Genomic DNA, 21,862 nt, shown 5'->3' on the forward strand with positions numbered 1-21,862 from the left:
AGCCGTCCCCTGAGCAGAGTTATTAACTTCTGAAACCCTTAGGGTTTGCGAAACACCTAAAGGTTGCTTTGCGACAGCTGCTGAAACCTTCAAGTGACTTAAAGTGCTTGAAGTGTTTGAAACCACCGGCCTAAACTTCTCCTCCTTTTTTAGGAGGAGGGGACCGCGTTTACAGCGGTGAGGTGGTGTACTTACATCTTCCTTACTTACCACGTGATCCAATCGTGCGGTAGCGGTGCTTTTATGCTTCATACCTGGTGTCATTTCGAGTGCAGCGAGAAATCTGTTGCTGCTGAGCTCTAGTGTTAGAGAACTCTCAGGCGTACCTTCTTCGAGATGACAGTTCGTTTGTTGCTTTGCTGTTACAGCTCTCTCAGTCATACTTTCTTCGAGATGACAATAATGCGCAGTAACGGTGCAATCAGATCCTGAATCCGTCAGCTGACGGACAGGATGACGGGCTGCCAACTTCCGGCTTCGTGCTTCCGGCTTCGTGCTCCGTGCTTCACGCTTCCGTCTTCTCTCTATGTCGCTATCTCTTCTCATGCTTAATAATCAGTCTTTTTAACTTCCGGCCGCGGAGTTATGGTTATTTCTTCCCACACCTCCCCGGTACTGTTTCCGTTACAATCTTCTACCCAATAGAAAATACTATGTGTTACCGCAGTAAATAATACTCCATCGCCCCACAAATAAATATCCTTTGGAATACCGCCTACTTCATATTCGGATGGTTGCCCGATTCCTGATATATCAGGATGGCTAACCGGATCACCAGTTACCGGATCGGGTGTATCGCTAAATTCAATTCGCCAGTGTATAGTCATTTCAGTTGAGTCGCAGCAATTATCTTCCAGCGAAGTAAGATCGAGAATGGTATCGCCGGCAAACATGGTTCGGTAATCTACCGGGAATTTTTCTACCAACGGATCAACATGATTAAACACCGGATTTGGATTGTCCTCGTTATAAACCGCCCAGTGCAACGGGTCCACACAATCTTCGTAAGGTGCTGTTGTAAAGGTTGGTGGAATGGTATCCAGAACAAGAATATGGTGATCGCAGGTATCAGCTCCTGAAATATTAGTTGCTGTCCATGTAATAGTGGTTGTACCCAGTTCAAAATCATAAGGATTTGGAATAATTGATTGTGGCGTTGGTCCGTCATCTGGAGTGGTACTTGTACCGGTAAGAACATTACCATTAGCATCTTCCAGTGTCCATGTCCATGTAATTGGCTGAACTCCTGAAATTAAAGTTGGAATTCCGGGATCGAAAGGATAGGTACAACCGCTATCGTCAAGATAGAATGTATCGCTTGGCGGACATTCAATTACCGGTGGGCCTGTTACCTCTACGGTAAAGTTACAATTTACTTTATTTCCGTTTCCATCTTCAAAATAATAGGTAATTGTAGTTACCCCAAGTTGGTAAGTAGCTGTGTCTAATAGCAGGTTAATATCCGACGGATCGCCATAAATGGAGTCCAGCGTGCCGAAAGGATCCAAAATCGTATAGGTAAGTATGGAATCACAGTTATCCTGGTAAGTTGGTAAACCTACACCAACTCCTGTAGCATAAGTTTTATTAAAATCGGCCGGAACGGTTATACTTGGCGGACATGTTAATGTTGGCAACAGGTCGTTTACAACAACATAAACCGTACAGGAATCAATATTCCCTGAATTGTCTTCAATGTACCAAACTACTGTTGTCGTTCCAATCGGGTAAAGTGTATCTGCATCAGCTGTTCCTGTGTAATCATTTGTAATAGTATATGTGGCTGTTGTACAAACCTCGGTAATTGTTGGTGGATCAAGATCAACAAAAGCTTCACAGTCGTTAGCTCCAACAGTAACCGGTGCAGGATCCGTCGGACAATCAATCACTGTTGATGGTATTTCGTCCTGCAACATGGTAACTGTAAAGTCGCAAGAGTCTTTATTTCCATCAGGGTCAGTTACAATGTACCATACGGTGTTTGTTCCTACTGGGAATGGTAATCCGTTTACTTCGCCAACACCTGTGGTATCCCAGGTTCCGTTGATTATTCTGAATGTCAAATCCAGTGAATCGGTATCCCAACATGGCGCAGTTAAAGTTGGAGAACCTATTGTTGGCGGTATTGCATAACAATCGTCAGCAGACATTGTACCTGTTACGGGTGAAGGACATGTGATCTCTGGTAACTGAACTCCACTTACATCAACATTAACTATACAGGAATCAATATTCCCTGAGTTGTCTTCAATGTACCAAACTACCCTGGTAATACCTACATCGAATGATTCGTCGATAATTGTCGATCCAGCATTAATATTGTTGGTAATGGTATAAACTGCTGTGGTACAAACTTCGGTTATCGTTGGTGGAGTAAGAGTTAATATCGCTTCACAGTCTGTCGGTCCTAAAACTACCGGTGCAGGATCCGTCGGACAGTCAATCACTGTTGATGGTATTTCGTCCTGCAACATGGTAACTGTAAAGTCGCAAGAGTCTTTATTTCCATCAGGGTCAGTTACAATGTACCATACGGTGTTTGTTCCTACAGGGAAATTCAATCCGTTTACTTCGCCAACACCTGTTGTATCCCAGGTTCCGTTGATTATTCTGAATGTCAAATCCAGTGAATCGGTGTCCCAGCATGGCGCAGTTAAAGTTGGAGAACCAATTGTTGGCGGTATTGCATAACAATCGTCGGCAGACATTGTACCTGTTACGGGTGAAGGACATGTGATCTCTGGTAACTGAACTCCACTTACATCAACATTAACTATACAGGAATCAATATTCCCGGAGTTGTCTTCAATGTACCAAACTACCCTGGTTATACCTACATCGAATGATTCGTCGATAATTGTTGATCCAGCATTAATATTGTTGGTGATGGTATAAACCGCTGTGGTACAAACTTCGGTTATAGTTGGTGGAGTAAGAGTTAATATCGCTTCACAGTCTGTCGGTCCTAAAACTACAGGTACAGGATCCGTCGGACAGTCAATAACGGTAGATGGTATTGCATCCTGTAACATGGTAACTGTAAAGTCGCAGCTTACCATATTACTGTCTGGATCCATAACCGTGTAAGTAACGGTGTTTAATCCTACGGGAAATTCCAGATCGGAAGGAATAAAGCCTGTTCCGGTAGTATCCCAGGCTGCATTCTCTGAAACGATGTAATAAGTCAGCTCCAAAGAATCATTCGGCCAACAGGGTGCAGAATAAATGGGAGGATCAATGGCAGGTGGCACTGCCTCACATAAATCGGATGTCATTGTGCCTGTTACACTGGTCGGACAGGTGAGTATAGGATCGTTCGTTCCGCTTACAACAACATACACGGTACAGGTGGTATCGTTCAGTGAATTGTCGGTAATTGTCCATACCACCTCAGTAGTTCCTACCGGGAAAGTATAGTTGTTCAGAACCGAATCGCCGTTAATGTTATTTGTAATGGTATAAGTTGCGGTCGGACAATTTTCATCGATTGTTGGTGGATCAACTGTTACCTGTGCATCACAATCGCCAGGATCTACGGTAGCGGGTGCCGGATCATCAGGACAGGTAATTACTGTGTAAGGAATATCAGCACGAAGGATAGTTACGTCAAACGAACAACTCGCTTCATTTCCATCCGGATCGGTTACGGTATATACTACCGTTGAAACTCCAACATTAAAATCAAGTCCGCTAACCGAACCCGAACCTGCGTCTTCAGTATCTCCGGTAATTACATAGGTAAGTACAAGTGAATCATCAGGCCAGCAATTATCGCTGTAATCCGGGTCTGGAATTGTAGTTGGGTTAACGGTACAATCGTCGGCTCCAAAAGTTTCCGTTACATCCTGGCAGCCATTTATCTCAAGGGTTGGTGGCACGGTATCAACTATGGTTACGCTGAATGAACACTCAGCTGTTAAACCTGCATTGTCGGTAACTGTGTAGACAACAGTAGAAGTTCCCACCGGAAAACTTAATGCGTTTACTGTACCAATACCATTATCTGTAGTTCCATCAGGTAACACACGCTCGTAAGTTAATTCCGGCACCGAACAGTCATCGCCATAAGTTGGAAGACCGAGCGTTGCAGGAGTTTTGGAACAGCTGTCGGCAGCTGCAATTTCAGATACACTACCCGGACATGTAATAGTTGGAGGTAGTGTATCAATAATGGTAAACGTTGCCGAGGTAGTATCCGAATTTCCACAACCGTCGGTAACGGTAAAGGTTACTTCTCGTTGGAGATTCCCCGGAACACCTGTCCAGGTGGTAAGCGCTGTATCGGCTGTCCACACTAAATTCGGATCGCATAAATCATTTGCCCTTGCTCCGGCATGATTGGCCAACCAGGCGAGGTAAAGTGGTTCAAGATCAGGATCGGTAGTTGAACACTGCATAGTTGAATCCTGTGCTTCCGGATCAAATTCCGGCTTGGTATTATCAATTATAATAATGGTTTGAATTTGTGTGTTTTCACCACCGCAATCGTCCAACAGTGTCCAGTAACGGTAAATGGTATCCACACAAGGGCCATATCTTAAGGTATCAGCGTAAATAGCTTCCAGTCCAACAGCGCAATTATCAGCCTCATCGGTTACAGAGCCGGTGATTGAAGTATCGGCATCGAATGTACAATCGGCATTTTTATATATGGTAAAATCAGCCGGTACGGTAAATGTGGGTGGGTGATCATTATCGGCCACCGCAATGGTTTGAATTTTTGTTATTTCGTTTCCGCAATCGTCAATCAATGTCCAGTAGCGGAATATGGTATCGGCACATAAACCGGTAACCACTATATCAGCGTAAGTTGCTTCCAATCCGGTGGAACAAGAATCCCATTCATCGGTAACATCGCCGGTAATTGAGATATCGGCATCGTATAAACAATCTTCATCTTTCGTAAGAGTTGTATCGTTTGGCACCGTGAATTCCGGAGGAGTTTGGTCAACTACCCTTATAAACTCAGGCGATACGCTACAATCGCTTACCGTACCAATCGGGATAGAATCACATAAAGCAGAAGTGATATAACGGGTATGAATATGGTAACCATCGCAATTGTCTGCAGTTGGCGGAACGTTTGGTCCCCAGGTTGATCCTCCGTCGAAACTGTATTCAATGTCAAATCCTTCCACGGTTGGCGGAGGCGTTACGGTAAAAGGACCACAACCTGTATCTACAACAGGCACAGGCGCAACCGGGAAAACCATAAAACTTGCCGATCCGAAACAATCACCGGAGGTAGTTGTATAAATTGCTTCGAAACAACCTGCAGAATCTGCTGTAAATAGGCCGTTATTGTCGATGGCACCACCTCCTGTAACCGACCACGATCCGTCATAAGAAGTTGATTGAAAGAAGGTAGCTGTATCGCCAACACAGGTATTGGTGGTAAAAACTTCGGGATTTTCAACCACACTAACCAGGTATTCGGTTGCCGAACCGGGACATCCGGCAACGTAAACGGTTAAAGTATACTCTGTGGTGGTTGGAGGAACCACAACCACTGTCTGTCCCGAACCGCCGGGTATTTCATAAACCGGTCCCCATTCGTATTCAATATCAGGTGCCGGAGTAGGTATTGATATGTCGTCAACTGCCCAAACACTGCATTCGTCGTCGGGACTATCATATTCAAACCTGATACGCAGGTTGGTCATTCCCAGGTAAGGCGATAAATCGATACCTACATCGTTAACAACATTAGGCATTCCATTCATCAGATTGCCTGAATATTCCGCCAAAACAATATTAAAAGGTCCACCATTTAAAGAAAGCGTTATTCTTGCGGTTGCATTGGGACCAAGCATATAGGCATGAACAAAAGAAAGCTCGGCTGCGGGCATCCCAACCAGGTTAAATACCGGTGTTTCCATCCAGGAATTAACTCCGGCACCTGCTACAAGTGCAAATTTCTTGCCTTCTTTTTCATTGAGCCATCCTTGTCCACAGAAACTTATCGGGTTATTTTCGTTACTGTTGGTTTCCGCCCATGGACCAGGTACTTCGTTATCATGATCAGCGGGGAATGGATCCATTAACTCTCCATCTTCATAAATCAGCCATCCCTTTGGATTGGCCTGATTGAAATGTCCACCTTGAATAATTCCAACCGTATCGGGTAAAATAAAGGCGTTAGCGGTAAGCGTTATAGGCTCTCCGGAACATACATCTCCGCCTATTGCCGTAATCTCGGGAGTAAACGACGGGATTACAACTATACGGGCAGTATCGGAATAAACTTCTCCACAGGCTGCGTTTCCAACTACTGCCCTAAACTGGGTGAATTGCGGAAGATTGGTATACGTAAAGGTATTGTTTGTGCTATCATTATACTGGGTCCATGTAAAGCCGGCATCAATCGACGATTCCCAGCGTAAAACGTTACCGGTGTAGCTCTGCAAAGTCAGCGTTCCGGTGTTTATTTCGGTACATACTTTAAAGTCAGCAGGAGATATCACACCTCCAAAAGGCATTGGCTCTATTGTTATTAAGGCAGTATCTGAAACATTAAGGCAGGAACCTGTTGTTGATACAGTGAAATCAAAAGTCCCCGTTTCGGTTGGTGTACCCGAAATGGTAAAAACAGTATCGTTGGTTTGAGTAAGATTCACACCATCGGGTAACGAACCCAATGAAATAACTGCACTGGTGGCCGAACCGCCAATGGTATAGGTAAGCGGATCAATACCTGTTCCGATACACCACGTTTGATTGTCGGAACCGCTTGTTAATGTAAGGATTGCATTGTCGGTTACTGTAATCTCGCCTGATAATGCTGGATTATCACATAATGAACCTGAAGCTGAAACAGTGAACGGATAGGTTCCGGCTGCCGTTGGCGTTCCGCTTATGGTAAACAACCCGTTAGTTGAATTATAAGAACCGCTAATACCCGGAGGCAGCGAACCGGCAGTTATTGAAGCAGAATCAGCATTACCTCCGATTGAATAGGTAATTGTTGGCAACGGATTATCAATACAAAGACTGACTGAATCATTTCCACCGGCTAGGATTATTGTTCCTTGTCCTTCAACAACAATTGTTCCGCTTACTGAAGGATTATTACAGGTGCTTCCGGTTGTTGTAAGGGTATAATCAAAGGTTCCTGTTTGTGTTGGAGTACCTGAAATCGTGAAAACATCTCCGCCCAAACTATCTAAACTCACGCCGGAAGGTAAAAAGCCTGTTAAATCAACACTGCTTGCGGAGCCTCCCAATGTAAAGGAGATGATGTCTAATGCTGTATTTTCACATAGGGTCGTGTCTTTGTTTACCGGCTGGCTGATGGTTCCGTCGGTTCCAATCGTTAAAGTTGCCGGTGCAGAAACTGTTGAATCGCAGGTAAAATTCCCCTGCCCGGTTATAATTACATCATAGTCTCCGGCATCCGCAGTGGTTATTCCCGTAATAAAATAATCCGAATTAGTTGCTCCCGGGATTTCGGTTCCGTCTTTTCTCCATTGATAGTTCAGTGGGATTCCGTTAGCGCTTGCAATCACATTAAAAATTACATCTGCGCCCTCACATTCAGTCTGCGATGCGGGTTGTGATGATATGGTTATGGCTGCATCGACATTTAGCGTTACCGTGTTAGAAGTTACCGGCGAACAATAGGGAGAACCCGTAATTTCCACATAATAACTTGCATCATCAGCCAGACTAACCGGATCAATTTGAAGATCAGGTGAATTTGTTCCTACCGGTGACCCGTCGATGTACCACTGATACGATAACTGACTTCCTGTAGCAACCACTGTGAGAGCAACCGAATCACCAACACAGGCACCCGTGTTTACAGGTTGAGAAGTAATCACCACAGCTTTATAAATGACTATTCTGGTGGTATCACTTTGCGGCCCGCAAGCTCCTGCAGGATCAGCGGATGTTAATGTAAGTAATACAGAACCTGCAGCCACTTCGGCAGCGCTTGGCGTATAGGTCGCATTCAGGTTAGAACGTCCAGGATTGAATGTTCCGGCACCTCCTACCCATGAACCGGTGCTGGCACCTCCACCAATGGTCCCTTCCAATACAACTGAATTGCCCTGGCAGATGGTATCGTTTGTACCGGCATTCACGGTCACAGTCGGATCAATAGTAATTTGCACATCTTCAGAAACAGCATCACACAATCCCGGAGGATCGTCGGTTGTCAGGGTTAATGTTACAGAACCGGCAACAATTTCTGCTGCACTTGGCTTATAAGCTGCGTTTAATGTTGTGGCATCCGGATAAAAGCTGCCTGCGCCTCCACTCCATGTTCCTGATGTGGCAGAACCGCCAACCGAACCGGCTAAATAAACCGAATCATCAGCACAAATGGTTTGTGGTGCACCGGCATCAACCGTTGGCGCAGGACGAATTGTAATGGTACGTGTTGCACTAACGGCCTCACACGTTCCAACAATATCGGTAGTAAGGGTTAAACTTACCGTTCCATTATAACCAACAGCAGGAGTGTACGTTACCGTATCAGGGCTAGCGCTTGGCGTAGTATGTCCTAAAGTTCCACCACCTGAAGTAATGCTCCAGATTCCGGTGCTTGCTCCACCTCCTACGTTTGCACCGGATAATGTAATTGGAGTGGGTATCGCCGACTGACAAACCGTATCCGGGCTACCGGCAACTACCGTAGGTGCTGGTTCAACTACAATTATCCTTGTGTCGATAACTGCATCGCATGATCCAGAGGCATTTGTTGTTAAAGTTAAAGTTACTGTACCCGTAAAATCAATCTCAGGCGTATAGGTAACTGTTCCCGGAGTTGCTGTTTGTGCTGTACTGCTGAGATTTCCTCCGCCAGAGGTAATTGACCAGGTTCCAGTGGTAGCACCACCTCCAATAGTAGCACCACTTAAAATAATTGCATCAGGACTACCGGATTGACAAACTGTATCCGGATCACCTGCCTCAACAGTTGGCAATGGATCAATGGTAATTACCACATTGTCGGGAATAGAATCACAACTACTTGCCGGATTGGATGGAGTTAAAGTCAGTGTTACCGAACCAGCAGTAATTTCAGAAGCACTTGGTATATAATAGGCGTTTAATGTTGAATTATCAGGATTAAATGTTCCTGTTCCGCCACTCCATGTTCCTGAAACAGCATCTGTTATTGTTCCGGCCAAAAGAACACTATCGTCGGCACAAATGGTTTGGTCGGTTCCCGCATCGGCTGTTGGCTGAGGATCAAGCGTAATGGTGGTTGAACCGGAAATGGGTTGGCTACAGGCAGGAGCATCAGTATATTCAACACTAATTAGATTGTAGGTTGTACTGGCAGTTATAGTGGCAGTAGTAAGCGTTACTGACCCTGTTCCATCAATATCAACGGTTTGATCACTTCCGCCATCGATATTATATGTAACCGTAGTATTAGCTGTTCCAGTGAATGTAACCGGGCTTGTTTCTCCTTCACAAACCGGGCTTAAAGAACTGATGCTGGCTGTTGGATCGGGCAATACAATAATCATCATTGTATCTGACAGAAAACCACAACCTCCAACACTACTGGTGGAATGAATTTCAACATATATTGTATCTGTATTCGAAGGGAGATAATATAAAGTATTTAAATTATCCTCACCCTTAAATTCAAGGGACCCGCCGGAAATCAAAGTCCAATCCCAATCATTCTTATGATTTATGGCACCACTAATTTGCCCTGCCAAATTTACCTGGGTTGTTCCTGCGCATACTTTCTGGTCAGGTCCTGCATAAACAGATCCATCCGAGGCAACCGTTACTGCAAGTATCTCCTGACTACTACTGCCACAAACATTATTGGCGGTTACAGTTACATTTCCTGTTTGACCCACTGTTGGAATCGTTACAGAAAGTGAAGTTGTACCTTGTCCGGATTCGATGATCCAGCCGGGAGGAACTGTCCATGTGTAATCAGATGCACCAGCGACAGTATCAATCGTATATACGGTTGACAATGCCGGACAAATAGCTGTAAGCCCGTCAATCGGACCAGGCTGCAGCGGTGCACTTGCCACGATGGTAACCGGTATAGAATTACTGGTTGCAACACCTGATACACAGGTACCATTAGAAATCAATTCAACAGTAACAACCTGGCCGTCAGAAAGCGCACTTGTTGTAAAGGTTGAATCATCAGGCGCTCCAACAGAAGAGCCATCTACCAGCCAGTTATAACTCGGAGATGTGCCTCCATTAACAGGAGTTGCAGTAAATGTAATATTATCTCCATCGCAAACCTCTGTAGCATTGGCGGCAATACTTACAGAAGGAGTAAGTGGTGTTTCCACTGAAATGGAGTAAGTAGCTGTTGCTTTTGCCGTACCACAGGTATTGCTACTGGTAACAGTCATAGTCAGGGTTACTACATTTCCTTCATCACCCGAAGCAGGAGTATAAGTTGGTGTCAATGTATTTACTCCGGCAGTAATGTTACCTGCTCCGTTTTCTGTCCATAAAATCGTTCCGTTGGAAGCACTTGCTGCTCCTACCGGCAATGTAAAGATTGAGTCGGAACAAATTGTGCTGCTTCCTGCAGTTGTTGCTGTAGGCAATGAATCAACGGTAATGGTATAATATGCGGTATCGCTTGCTGTTCCACAAGTATTATTGCTCGTAACAATCAGGGTTAAAATCACATCATTTCCTTCATCGGCAGCATCGGCTATATATGTTGGAGTCAGAGTGGTTGGATTGATCAACGATCCTGATCCGTTCTCTGTCCATAAAATTGTGCCGTTGGAAGCCGAAGCTCCACTTACCGTTGCTGAGGAATTTGAACAGATGATATCGCTGCCTCCAGCGCTTGCAACTGGAAGAGGATCCACATTAATAAAATAAGTAGCCGATGCCGATGCCGATCCACAAGTATTGTTACTTGTAACCGTCATGGTCAGGGTTACTAAATTTCCTTCATCACCTGAAGCGGGGTATAAGTTGGAGTTAAGGTTGTTTCTCCGGCAGTGATAGTTCCTGCCCCGTCATGCGTCCAAAAAATTGTTCCATTTGAAGCACTGGCTTCGCCGGCACCCAGCGTATAAGCCGAATTAATACAAGTTGTAGCGCTGCCACTAGCTGTTGCTGTTGGCGGTGTTTCAACCGTTATGCTTATCGGGGTTGCAATAGCTGGATTCCCACTCGCACAAGTTTCACTTGAAGTCAATTCAACATTTACTACATCACCATCCTGAGGAGTATAAGTATAAGTTGAATCACTACTGATATTTACAGTCGATCCATCAACCGTCCATTCGTAAAGTGGATTCAATCCTCCGTTTTCAGGAATAGCCGTAAAAGTAACTGTTGCTCCTTCGCAAACCGTATCTGAATCAACAGTTAAAATCACACTTACCGGAAGAATTGGATCAACCGTCATTACAATTACGTTACTGGTATCCGGAGGCCCCGGACAAGATGCGCTAGACGTTAATACTACTTTTACATCATCGCCATTTGATGGCTCATAGGAATAAGTTGAATTACTGCCGGTGCTTACCGTAGATCCGTTCACAATCCATTCAAAGTCCGGAGTTGTACCACCGTTTACTACCGGATCGGCAGTAAAAGTTACCGAAGCCCCATCACAAACCGGATTTGCTGATTCATATATTGTAACGTCCGGAATATTCAGGTCGTTTACCGTCATGGTAACCGGGTTGCTTGTGGTAGTTGAGGGACAGGGTGTATCAAAAGTTTCAACTTCAAAAGTAATCACATCACCATTTTCAAGTGTTGATGAAGTAAAAGTCAGACTGTTTTCACCAAGCGTATCAACTCCATTGATTTTCCACTGATAAGCCGGATTAGTGCCATAATTGGCCACTACTGCCGTGAAGGTTACCGGTGTGCTGTAACAAATAGTAGTCGCCGAAGCTGAAATAGAGGCAGTAGTGATGGGCTGAACGACAATAGTTGCCGTATCGTCAAGAACTGTCTGGCATAAAGGATCAAACTGGTAGCGAACACCGGTTAGCACATAATGGAAAGTTCCCTGCGCACTTATGTTTGCCGTAACCGTTGAAACATCGTTTGCCGCAATATCGAGCGTATAGTTAAATCCACCGTTAATATTATAGGTAACCGTAACCGGTTGATCCGTAGGATTGGAGAAGGTAACCAGTGTTGATCCGGCATTGTCACAAACCGTATCGCTTCCGCTAATGGCGGCAGAAATAGGTGGATTTACAGTAACATTTACATCAAAGGTATCGGGTGAACATCCGGCTGAAATTGCTTCCACAGTATAAGTAACAGTTATTGCGGTATTGCTGGAATTTGTTAAAATACCACTTATATCAGCCGATCCACTTCCCCCAGCCTCACCTGTAATATCAGCAGGTACGGTTGGAGCATTCCAGCTATAAATAGTCCCCGAAGGAACAAATCCGTCGGTTCCGTTAAGCGGGGTAATTGAGAATGGCACACCGCTGCACACTGTTGTGTTCATATCATTGATGGATGGAGCAGGATCAACCCTAACAATAACCGTGAAAACGATCCCATCGCACGCTCCTGATGTTGGAGTTACAGTATAAGTTGCCGTTTGAACAGAATTTGTTGTATTAATTAAAGTACCATTTATCGATGAACCGCTACCTGATACGCCGCCTGTGATTCCTCCTGTAACACTTGGTGCCGGCCAACTGTAGGTAATAGTTCCGGTAGGAATGGAACCGTTGATTCCGGCAAGTGGTATCAGATTAAAATCTTCGCCACTACAGATGGTATCGCTCATTGGATTAATTTCCGGCACCGGATAAACAGTAACCACCACCTCAAAAGGTGTTCCGGCACATCCTCCAACAGAAGGAGTAACCATATAAGTTGCAGTTTGTGGTGTATCACTGGTGTTTGTAAGTGTACCGCTTATCGTGGAAGCACCGCTTCCGGGCGACCCCCCTGTAAGGCTGCCAGAGGTAGTGGGTATAGGCCAGCTATAGGTTGTTCCGGCAGGGACTACTCCATCATTAACTGATCCGTCAACCGGCGTAACGGTAAAGCTTTCTTCGCTGCATGCTTCCGCAGTTAAATTGTTGATTGCAGGCGCCGGCTTAACTGTTACATCTACGGTAAAAGCTACTCCCTCGCATGAACCTGCTGTCGGTGTAACAGTGTATGTAACTAGCTGATTCGTATTGCTAGAATTGAGCAGTGTATCGGTAATACCCGTTCCGCTGCCACCATTTGCACCTGTTACTTCGGGTGGTACCGATGTCACTACCCAATCATAAGTCGTTCCGGGCGGAACAATTCCATTGGTATTGTTTTGGGGAGTTACAGTAAACGGTTCACCACTACATACCTCTGTATTTAAGTCATCGATATCCGGTTCCGGCGTAACGTATACCGTTAGATAGAATAACTCTCCTCTTGGGCAACTACCGTAGTAAGGTGTAACCGCATAAGTTACGTATTGTGTTGAATTGGAGGAATTGGAGAGTGTACCACTGATACTTGTTACTCCATCCACATCTGAATCTGAAGCTCCCGAAATTCCTCCGGTTGTCGAGTTGACCGTCCATTTGTAAGTCGTACCATCTGGAACAATTCCATGAACACTGTCGACAGGTGAAAAATCAAAAGTTCCAGCATTACAAATTATTTCAGACGTATCGATAATGTAAGGTGTTGGATTCACCAGAACTGTTGCCGTATCAGGAATTCCTACACATCCGTTGGCTGTAGGTATAAAGATAAAACTTACCGTTATTGGTTCACTGGTAGTATTTGTAACTGTGGACGTAGGAACAGCTCCTGTGCCGGAAGCCGCTATGCCGGTAACATCAGCTACATGGTCTCTTGTCCACGTAAAAGATCCCCCGCTTGTGCTTGAAGGTACGATAGAACTGATTGCTTCTCCTGAACATCTTATTTGTGTATATGGAGATAAAATTACCACGGGGGTTGGATAAACAATTACCTTCGCTGTTGTTGATGTACCGGGGCAACCATCATATTCCGGTGTTATGGTAAAGGTAACCGTTACCGTTGATCCTGTGTTATTGGTTAACGATCCGCTGATATCTCCCTGACCGGAGGTTTCAATACCGGTTATTTCAGCATGGTCTCTCGTCCAGTTAAAAGTCACACCTGTGATACTGCTGGTTAACTCAATGGAGGTGATGGTTTCGTCCGAACAAATATCCTGAGTCTGTGGGGTAGCACCGGCAATTGGTGCAGGATTGACAACGACGGTTGCTGTTCCGGACATCGACTCATCACACTCAGGTGCATTCTGGTAGGCTACCTTAACCGGATCATAAATAAAAGTTCCTGCGGTTCCTGTAGGAACAGCTACCTGAGCTGTACTATTGGCGGGTACATTAATAACAGGTTGTAAAGCACTGTTCCTGTTGTAAGTAATGGTGACAGGCGATCCAATTGGGTTTGTAAAAATTATATACGGAGTTGGATCGTTCAGACAAACGGTATCGCTTCCGCTGATGGAAGCTGATAAAGTTGGCCGTACGGTAATTGTAAATGTTTCCTCTGGTCCTGTACAACCATTGGCAGTAGGAGTGACCGTAACGGTCGCGCTAATCGGATCAGTTGTAGTATTCGTTGCGTCGAACTCAGGAATATTTCCTGTTCCGCTTGATCCAAGACCGATAGCGGTATTATCGTTTGTCCATTCAAACGTTGTTCCAACTGGCGAACCTGTTAGCGCAATACCCGATATATAATCACCGTTACAATACGTCTGGTTAGCTATGGCATCAACAGTAGGTGTTGGGTGCACCGTTATGGTTGTTGTAGTACCTATTGGATTCGAACATGTTGGAGCAGCCTGGTATGTTACACTTTCAAAGTTATAATTAAATACATTCGCACTTGTTGTGGCTTGTTGTATCGTAATGGTTTCACCTGCATTTAAAGACCTCGTCTGTGTTGCTCCCCCGTTAATGTTAAAATAAACAATTACCCCCAAAGCCATCGGATTGAAAACGGTAATTTCAGGATCAGGTGAAGTATTCTGACAGACTTCGTCATCGCCGGAGATAGTAACTGTAGGAGTTGGTCTTATGGTAATTGCCGCACTACCCGAAACAGTTCCCGCACAGTTGGCATCACTTACATCGGTTAAAGTATAAGTTGTATTCCCGGCAGGAGAAACATTAAATGTATATGGATTGCTGGTAATATTGTTTTGTGTCACGGGCGTCGTCCCATCTGTATAAGTAACAGACCAGGGCTGAGTTCCTGTTAAATCGATTGTAATTGTTGTAGCATCGCTTTCGCAAATCGTAGTTGTGCCACTGATGGTGGCGGTTGGGAGCGGATAAACTACAATTGTTAAATCCTCGGTTGTGGTACCGCATAAACCAGTAGCAGTAGCCGTTATCGTAGCTGTACCACTAAAAGAAGCATCCCAGTTCATCAATCCGGTTGAAGAATTAATGGTTCCTGCTCCTGCTGGTGATACACTGTAACTTATTGAGGTACTGTTTGCAGCAGTGGCTGTATAAGTTTCATCTGCAGCATCCTGACATACGGTAATTGCTCCCGAAGTAAATAGCGGTGTACCTGTTGATGGATTTACTGTAACAATCAAGTCCTCAGTTGTGGTACCGCATAAACCGGTAGCTGTAGCAGTTATGGTAGCCATACCGCTAAAAGAAGCATCCCAGTTCATCAATCCGGTAGAAGAATTAATGGTTCCTGCTCCTGCTGGTGATACACTGTAACTGATAGAAGTACTATTCGCAGCGTTGGCTGTGTATGTTTCATCCGCAGCATCCTGGCAAACGGTAGCTGCTCCTGCAGTAAACACCGGTGTTCCGGTTAAAGGATTTACAGTAACATCTACTGTTTCTGAATTTGAACAGCCGTTACCATCAGTTACAGTTACGGTATATGCACCTGCATTAACCAAACCAGCATTTGAAATTGATGGATTTTGTTGGGTTGAAGTGAATCCATCAGGCCCAGACCAGCTGTAACTAGTACCTCCTGAAGCTGTCAGATTAATGGTTTCGTTCTCACACACCGGAGAATTACTTTCTGCTGTTGCAGTTGGTAAAGCATTGATTGTGACAGTAACCAAAGTTCTTGAAGCGCTCTCACACCCTGTTGTATTATTTCTTGATGCGGCATAAGCAACATAAACTCCGACAGCACTTCCGGATGGTGCACTGATTTCACTTCCACCTGTATCTGCATTATACCAAACAACACTTTCGCCAACTCCAGCCGTGACTGAGCCCGTATATGTGGTGCCATCATAACATTCGGTAACATTTGACTTCGTTGGAGCATTTGGCAATGAATTAACCGTTACACTTGATGTCGTATTAGAGCAACCTGTTGAAGATTCTGTGAATGTAAAAGTTACAGTTCCAACAGATACCCCGGTTATCGTTCCGCTTGCATCAACGGTAGCAACTGAAGGATTGTTGCTAGTCCAAGTCCCTCCTGTGGTTGGGCTTAATGTTTCGGTCTCACCTACACAAACATCAGTTGGTGCACTAACAGTAGGTAAAGGATTTACAACTACATCAATATCATCGCTTGCAGTAAAACCATTTCCATCGGTAACTGTTACGGTGTAGGTTGTATTCGCTGAAGGACTGGCGGTTGGACTGGCAACATCTGTTGCACTTAATCCTGTTGCAGGTGACCATGAATAATTCCATCCCGGATCTCCCGTTGGAACTGCTGTTAACACTGTTGAAGCCCCATCACAAAACTCTACATTTGTTGCTCCACCATTTATTTCAACGGTTGGTGCATCCAGGGTAATTCCTGAAAGAATAATCGTTCCTCCGTCAGTTAAACCTGTAGCCGAGATTGTATTGCCACTTGCCGTATTACCTTTTATCCACGGTGTACTTCCGGTCCAAACTGCGGCAGCAATCTCCGACTCTGTTCCGGCAACATCGACAGATGGATAATTAGCAGATAGTGAGTAGTTCGGTCCATTTATATCATTAAACGTAATCGTCCAGTATCGCGAAAGGTAATTTGTACTACTTGCATTATCACCGTGTTTTTCATTGGTGGTTGTAATTTCTATGTATGGACCTGCCCCGTAGGAACTTACCGAGTTTATCGTTATATCAACCGAAACATCGTTTCCTGAACCATCATCCAGCGGGAAAGAATACGTTCCGGTACCGGAAATAACTTGTATTAATGAATTTCCATTTAAGTCAATTGAAGTCGCATTGTTAAGCGAAAGATCATTAACAATAAGATCTCCCTCTAAAACAAGGTCGGCATTTGCCGATGAAGTGATACGATCAACTGGTATTTCACTTGAAATATTAAAGGAAGAACTTGCCGGTGTTGATGTATTTCCAAACTGGAATGTTCCGCCGGTAGTATTTTTTGTTCCGGTTCCACTCAACAAACCGAGATCGAGCTCTGTTGCTGCTGTACTTGGTCTTTGGAAAACAATGGTTCCACCCGAAAAATCAAAGTTACCCGCAGAAGTTACTTGCAAAGATCCGGTACTGCTTGCTCCATTACCAACAGTACATAAAGTAACTGTACCTCCTGATATCGTAATTCCTGAGGTAATGTTCAAGCCTCCGGAGTCGAGTGTTCCTGATGCCGAATTATAAAGTCTGCCGGCAATATCAACGGTTCCTCCTGTAACAATAAAAGCTCCATCATATTGTGTATGGACTTCGTTACCCGAATTGGTGCCAAAACTCACTGAACTGCCGGAAGCTATGCGAATTAAGCCCTCGTTGGTAATCGTAAAATTACCTGTGGTTAAATCGCCTCCCAAAACATCAAACCCGGCAGGTTCTTCAATATCCAAATTACTTGACGGATTGATGGCTAAACTTCCGCTTCCAGGAATAGCAACCAACCCGCTTGCCATTGTGAGCGAACCACTGCTTAAAACACTAACGTCGCCGCTAATTGTAAGGATTGATGAAAGGCCATCCGATTTGTTTATTTCCAGTCCTTCGAAATTTGTTGTGCCTGAAATGGTTGCATTTCCTGCACCAACAAATGCAACTATTCCATTGGTTCCTCCGTCGTAAGTTCCATTGTTTGTCCAGTTGCCATTTACCTGTAATGTTGTCGCCAGCGATCCCCCGTGATTTAGCTCTCCTCCTGCATCGATAGTAATATTATCGCACACTGCTGCGGCATCAACAGTAACAACATGTGTATTCAATATAGTTACATTATCAGCTGCTGTTGGCACAACTCCACTACTCCAAACCGTTGGATCATTCCAGTTTCCTGATTTCACAGTAGTGTAATCTGCCATCCCCGATTTCAAAACAACAGGTGCTTCCTCTTCTTCCCCTTCTCCCACATAAATCAGATGCTCCACCTCGGCCACATTTCCTTCACCATCAGCAATACTGTAGGTACGGGTAATGGTGTAGGGGCAGCGTATACCGGAGCTTTCCTGGCCTTCGTACTTAAAACTGCCAAAATCGATGTTGCAGTTATCGACGGCCATTCCACCGGCGTCGTAAAATTGCTGCCAGTTGGTGAATGCATCGGGTATAGCATCTCCACAATCGAGCGTTATGGCATGTGGGGCAAATAGCTCAGGAAGTTCTTCATCAACAACGGTAACCGTAAAGCTGTGCTCCAAATTATTGTATTCAATACCATCGTTAATGGAGTAACTTACCTCGGTTGTTCCTACCGGGAATGAATTACCCGGCTCATGGCTGGCGGTTATCAGAATCTGGCCGGGGCTGGCACAGTTATCACTCACCACCGGCTCGGCCCAGTTTACGAATGCATAACAATCTCCGGCATCAGCCGTAACAGTTATATCTTCCTGAGGGTTCTCCAGGCGTGGAACCTGGTTATCAGAAACAGTAACAGTAAAGGTGCAGTAAATTGAGTTGTTGTAAAGAGTTGCACCGCGGTAAGTTATTACTGTTGTTCCCTCGTTAAAAGAATAACTGTTTAGCTGGTTGATGCCGGAACTGTTTGACGAGGCTTCGTTGGCCCCCGTCATTTCCCAGGTAAGGGATGAAATTATATTGTTGGGATCGTTTATATTTAAACCGGTACTGATAACAGCAACACACGAGTTTAAATCGGTATATGTTGTAATATCATCCGGACAAATAGCTGTGCTATCATCGAAAGCCCTATGGTTTGAATGATTAATTGAAAGTGGACGCGCATTCGTTTCAGGACGCGAAGCTAGCTCTACAGATGCTGAAAGTTCATTTAAAAAGGGCACAGAACTCTCCCAACATACAGATTTAGCTTCTATAATAACACTCGTAAAAACAGCCATAATAATTAAAGCTATTTTGAAAGTCCGGCTATGTCGGGTTTCTGTCAACTCAAATATTAATTCATTATTATGAGTTCCATCAACATACCTGTCGAATTATCATTTCAACAGTTACCAGCAAATTAATTGTGCTTCAGCTCTATCACACACCTCTGCCCTTTTTTACTGGATTTTCTACACCACCGGATTTTGAACTTTACAGTTCTACTTTCCGGTTAATATTTCTGCATTTTTTCTCATCTCTTATTGTTTTTTGGGTTTAAACAATTCAATATTATTTACATTCTCATAATTTAAAAATATCGTGATCTTAAATAACTTCTTCCAAAAAAGTCCATATCAAAACCAAAAGTAAATTCATACGTTCCGTTCTGGTATGGGTATATATCGTTTGTTGTAATATCCATTGCAAATCCTACTCTAAACTTGTTGCTAAACATCCAGTTGCCGGTAAAACAAATTGCACCACCGGTACGCCCCAATATCCCAAGCCATAGTTTTTCGCGTATCATAAAATTGGCCGCAAGATCAACTTGTAAAGGAGCACCCCAGGTTGCTTTTACCAGCATGGTGGGTTTAAAAACAAAATAGTTAAATGGATCGAGCGGAAGTACATAACCACCGTTCAGATAAATAGTGCGCACCTCGGCACTGGTAGAATAATTGTGGAAATTCTCTTTCAGGTCGTTCTCTACGATCTTTGGAATGGAGAATCCGGCATAAAAGTAGTCCTGGTAAATAAAGACTCCGAAACCGAAATTGGGTAGGAATTTTAAGTCTACATCTTCATCAAAAGCTCTGTCGTATTCACCATCGGGATATAACAGGTATTCGGTAAGTGGATTTTTATAGTTGGTAAAGCCAAATTTAACCCCCATTCGCATTCGCGTTCGGCGCGAAAGATATACTTCGTAGGCATAATCCCCAAGCACAGTCAGTCTTTGCTCCAGTCCAAACCGGTCATTCATGATGTTGAGACCAACACCAACAGCTTCGTTTTTTAAAGGTGAGTGAAATGAAATGTATTCAGTCAGAGGCGAACGGTTAATGCCGGCCCACTGTTTTCTTACTAACGTGGTAAAACCTATTTTCTCCCAGATACCTGCATAAGCCGGATTAATGATCTGGCCATTATACATATACGAGGTAAAAATAGGATCTTGTTGTGCACCACATCGCAGCGATATTAGCAAGACAAATATCCCTAATACAACAATTCTTTTAATGACGATACAAATTTTCTCTTTACAACTTTGGAAAACTACGACATTTTATTAACAAATGCAACGGTTGTTAAACTAAAAAGATATTCACAAAAGCCTAAATAATTCAGGGCTTTCAGAAATTTACATGTTAATTGTCCCGATACGGGAATTGTTAATAACTGCCGGGAAACGCTAAAAAAGGTTAAAACGAGCAATAAATCTCCTTAGCAACAGTTGCCCCACAGCTTTAGAAATGCTTAAATTGAACTCCCTTTTTTGCCTCATAAAACAAACTCAGATTATGAATAAGAGTATCAATAATTTGTCTTAATTATTTCAGGGCGGGGCGTAATTATAATTTCTTCAACAACTGTTTCCGACGTATTTCCGTTGCAATCTTCAACCCAATAAAAAATATGATGTACGACCTCGGTAAAAGTCACTCCATCGCCCCATAAGTAAATATCGGTTGGCACATCGGTTACCGGATGCCTGTACGAAGCGGGTTGTCCTGTTCCTGAAATATCATCATGGGTTACCGCATCTCCGGTTTGTGGATCGGGAGTATCGCTAAATTCGATCCGCCAGTGTATAATCATTTCTGTTGAGTCGCAACAGTTATCTTCAAGCGTTAATAGGTTTAGGTATTCATCGCCGGCAAACATGGTACGGTAATCAACCGGAGATTTTTCTAACAAAGGATTAGTGTGATTATACACCGGATTGGGGCTACCCGGACTATAAACCGCCCAATGCAACGGGTCCACACAATTTTCGTATGGTGCTGTTGTAAAGGTTGGCGGGATAGTATCGATCACTTCTATCCAGTGCGAACAGGTATCGAAACCTGAAACATTTTCGGCCCTCCACGAAATAGTGGTTACACCAACCGGAAAATCAATATCGCCCAAAGTTAGTGCATTGCCCGGTGCCGGGCTGGTATAATTTCCGGTTAAATCTGTTCGGCCATCAGCAAAACTAACTGTATACGTCCATTCTATTGGAGGCACTCCCTGTATTAAGCCGGGAATACCGGGATCGAAAGTAGTCTCGCAATTGTTTTCTGTTCCGTTAAGATAAATGGTAGTATCAGGCGGACAATCAATGTCGGGAGCTGCCTGCACCGTTACAGTAAAACTGCACGAATCGCGGTTTCCATTCGAGTCCTCCACATAATACCAAATGGTAGTTTCGCCCACCCAAAACGTATCCGGACTTACGTAAATTCCACTACCTGAGCGTTCGCCGGAATTGTATTCCGACTCATAACCAACCGGAGGAATTAAAGACCATGCTAACTCCGGATCCGGGCAGTTATCGGCATACACAGGAACCTGCAATATAACAGATGAATTATACTGTTCGCCAAAATCAGCTGTTGTATCCACATCGGGCGGACAATTCAGCGATGGAGGCAAATCCTCGACAATTACAGTTA

The 21,862-nt window shown here is 44.2% G+C and carries 4 protein-coding genes; all 4 read right to left on the minus strand.

The features are described from left to right. Positions 1–548: 548 nt before the first annotated feature. Complete coding sequence (locus tag G0Q07_RS00275; RefSeq protein WP_163344125.1) at positions 549–10,883, minus strand: HYR domain-containing protein; 10,335 nt, start codon at positions 10,881–10,883, stop codon at positions 549–551. An 11-nt stretch (positions 10,884–10,894) separates the two neighbouring features. After that, positions 10,895–19,219 carry a PKD-like domain-containing protein gene (locus G0Q07_RS00280; protein ID WP_163344127.1) on the minus strand — a complete coding sequence of 2,775 codons (8,325 nt, stop codon included), beginning with the start codon at positions 19,217–19,219 and terminating at the stop codon, positions 10,895–10,897. A 293-nt stretch (positions 19,220–19,512) separates the two neighbouring features. Further along, positions 19,513–20,457, minus strand: coding sequence for a PorP/SprF family type IX secretion system membrane protein (locus G0Q07_RS00285; RefSeq protein WP_317165138.1), 945 nt, complete (start codon positions 20,455–20,457; stop codon positions 19,513–19,515). 281 nt (positions 20,458–20,738) lie between these two features. After that, positions 20,739–21,842 (minus strand): HYR domain-containing protein, encoded by a 1,104-nt coding sequence (locus G0Q07_RS00290; protein ID WP_163344131.1) that lies wholly within the window; start codon positions 21,840–21,842, stop codon positions 20,739–20,741. Between the last annotated feature and the right edge of the window lie 20 nt (positions 21,843–21,862).

The sequence above is a fragment of the Draconibacterium halophilum genome, from assembly GCF_010448835.1.
In the GTDB taxonomy this organism is placed as follows: domain Bacteria; phylum Bacteroidota; class Bacteroidia; order Bacteroidales; family Prolixibacteraceae; genus Draconibacterium; species Draconibacterium halophilum.

Coding starts and splice junctions, on each gene's coding strand:
- G0Q07_RS00280 (WP_163344127.1), bottom strand. CDS start 19,219: ATGGCTGTTTTTACGAGTGTTATTATAGAAGCTAAATCTGTATGTTGG.
- G0Q07_RS00275 (WP_163344125.1), bottom strand. CDS start 10,883: ATGACGGTTACAAGTAACAATACTTGTGGATCGGCATCGGCATCGGCT.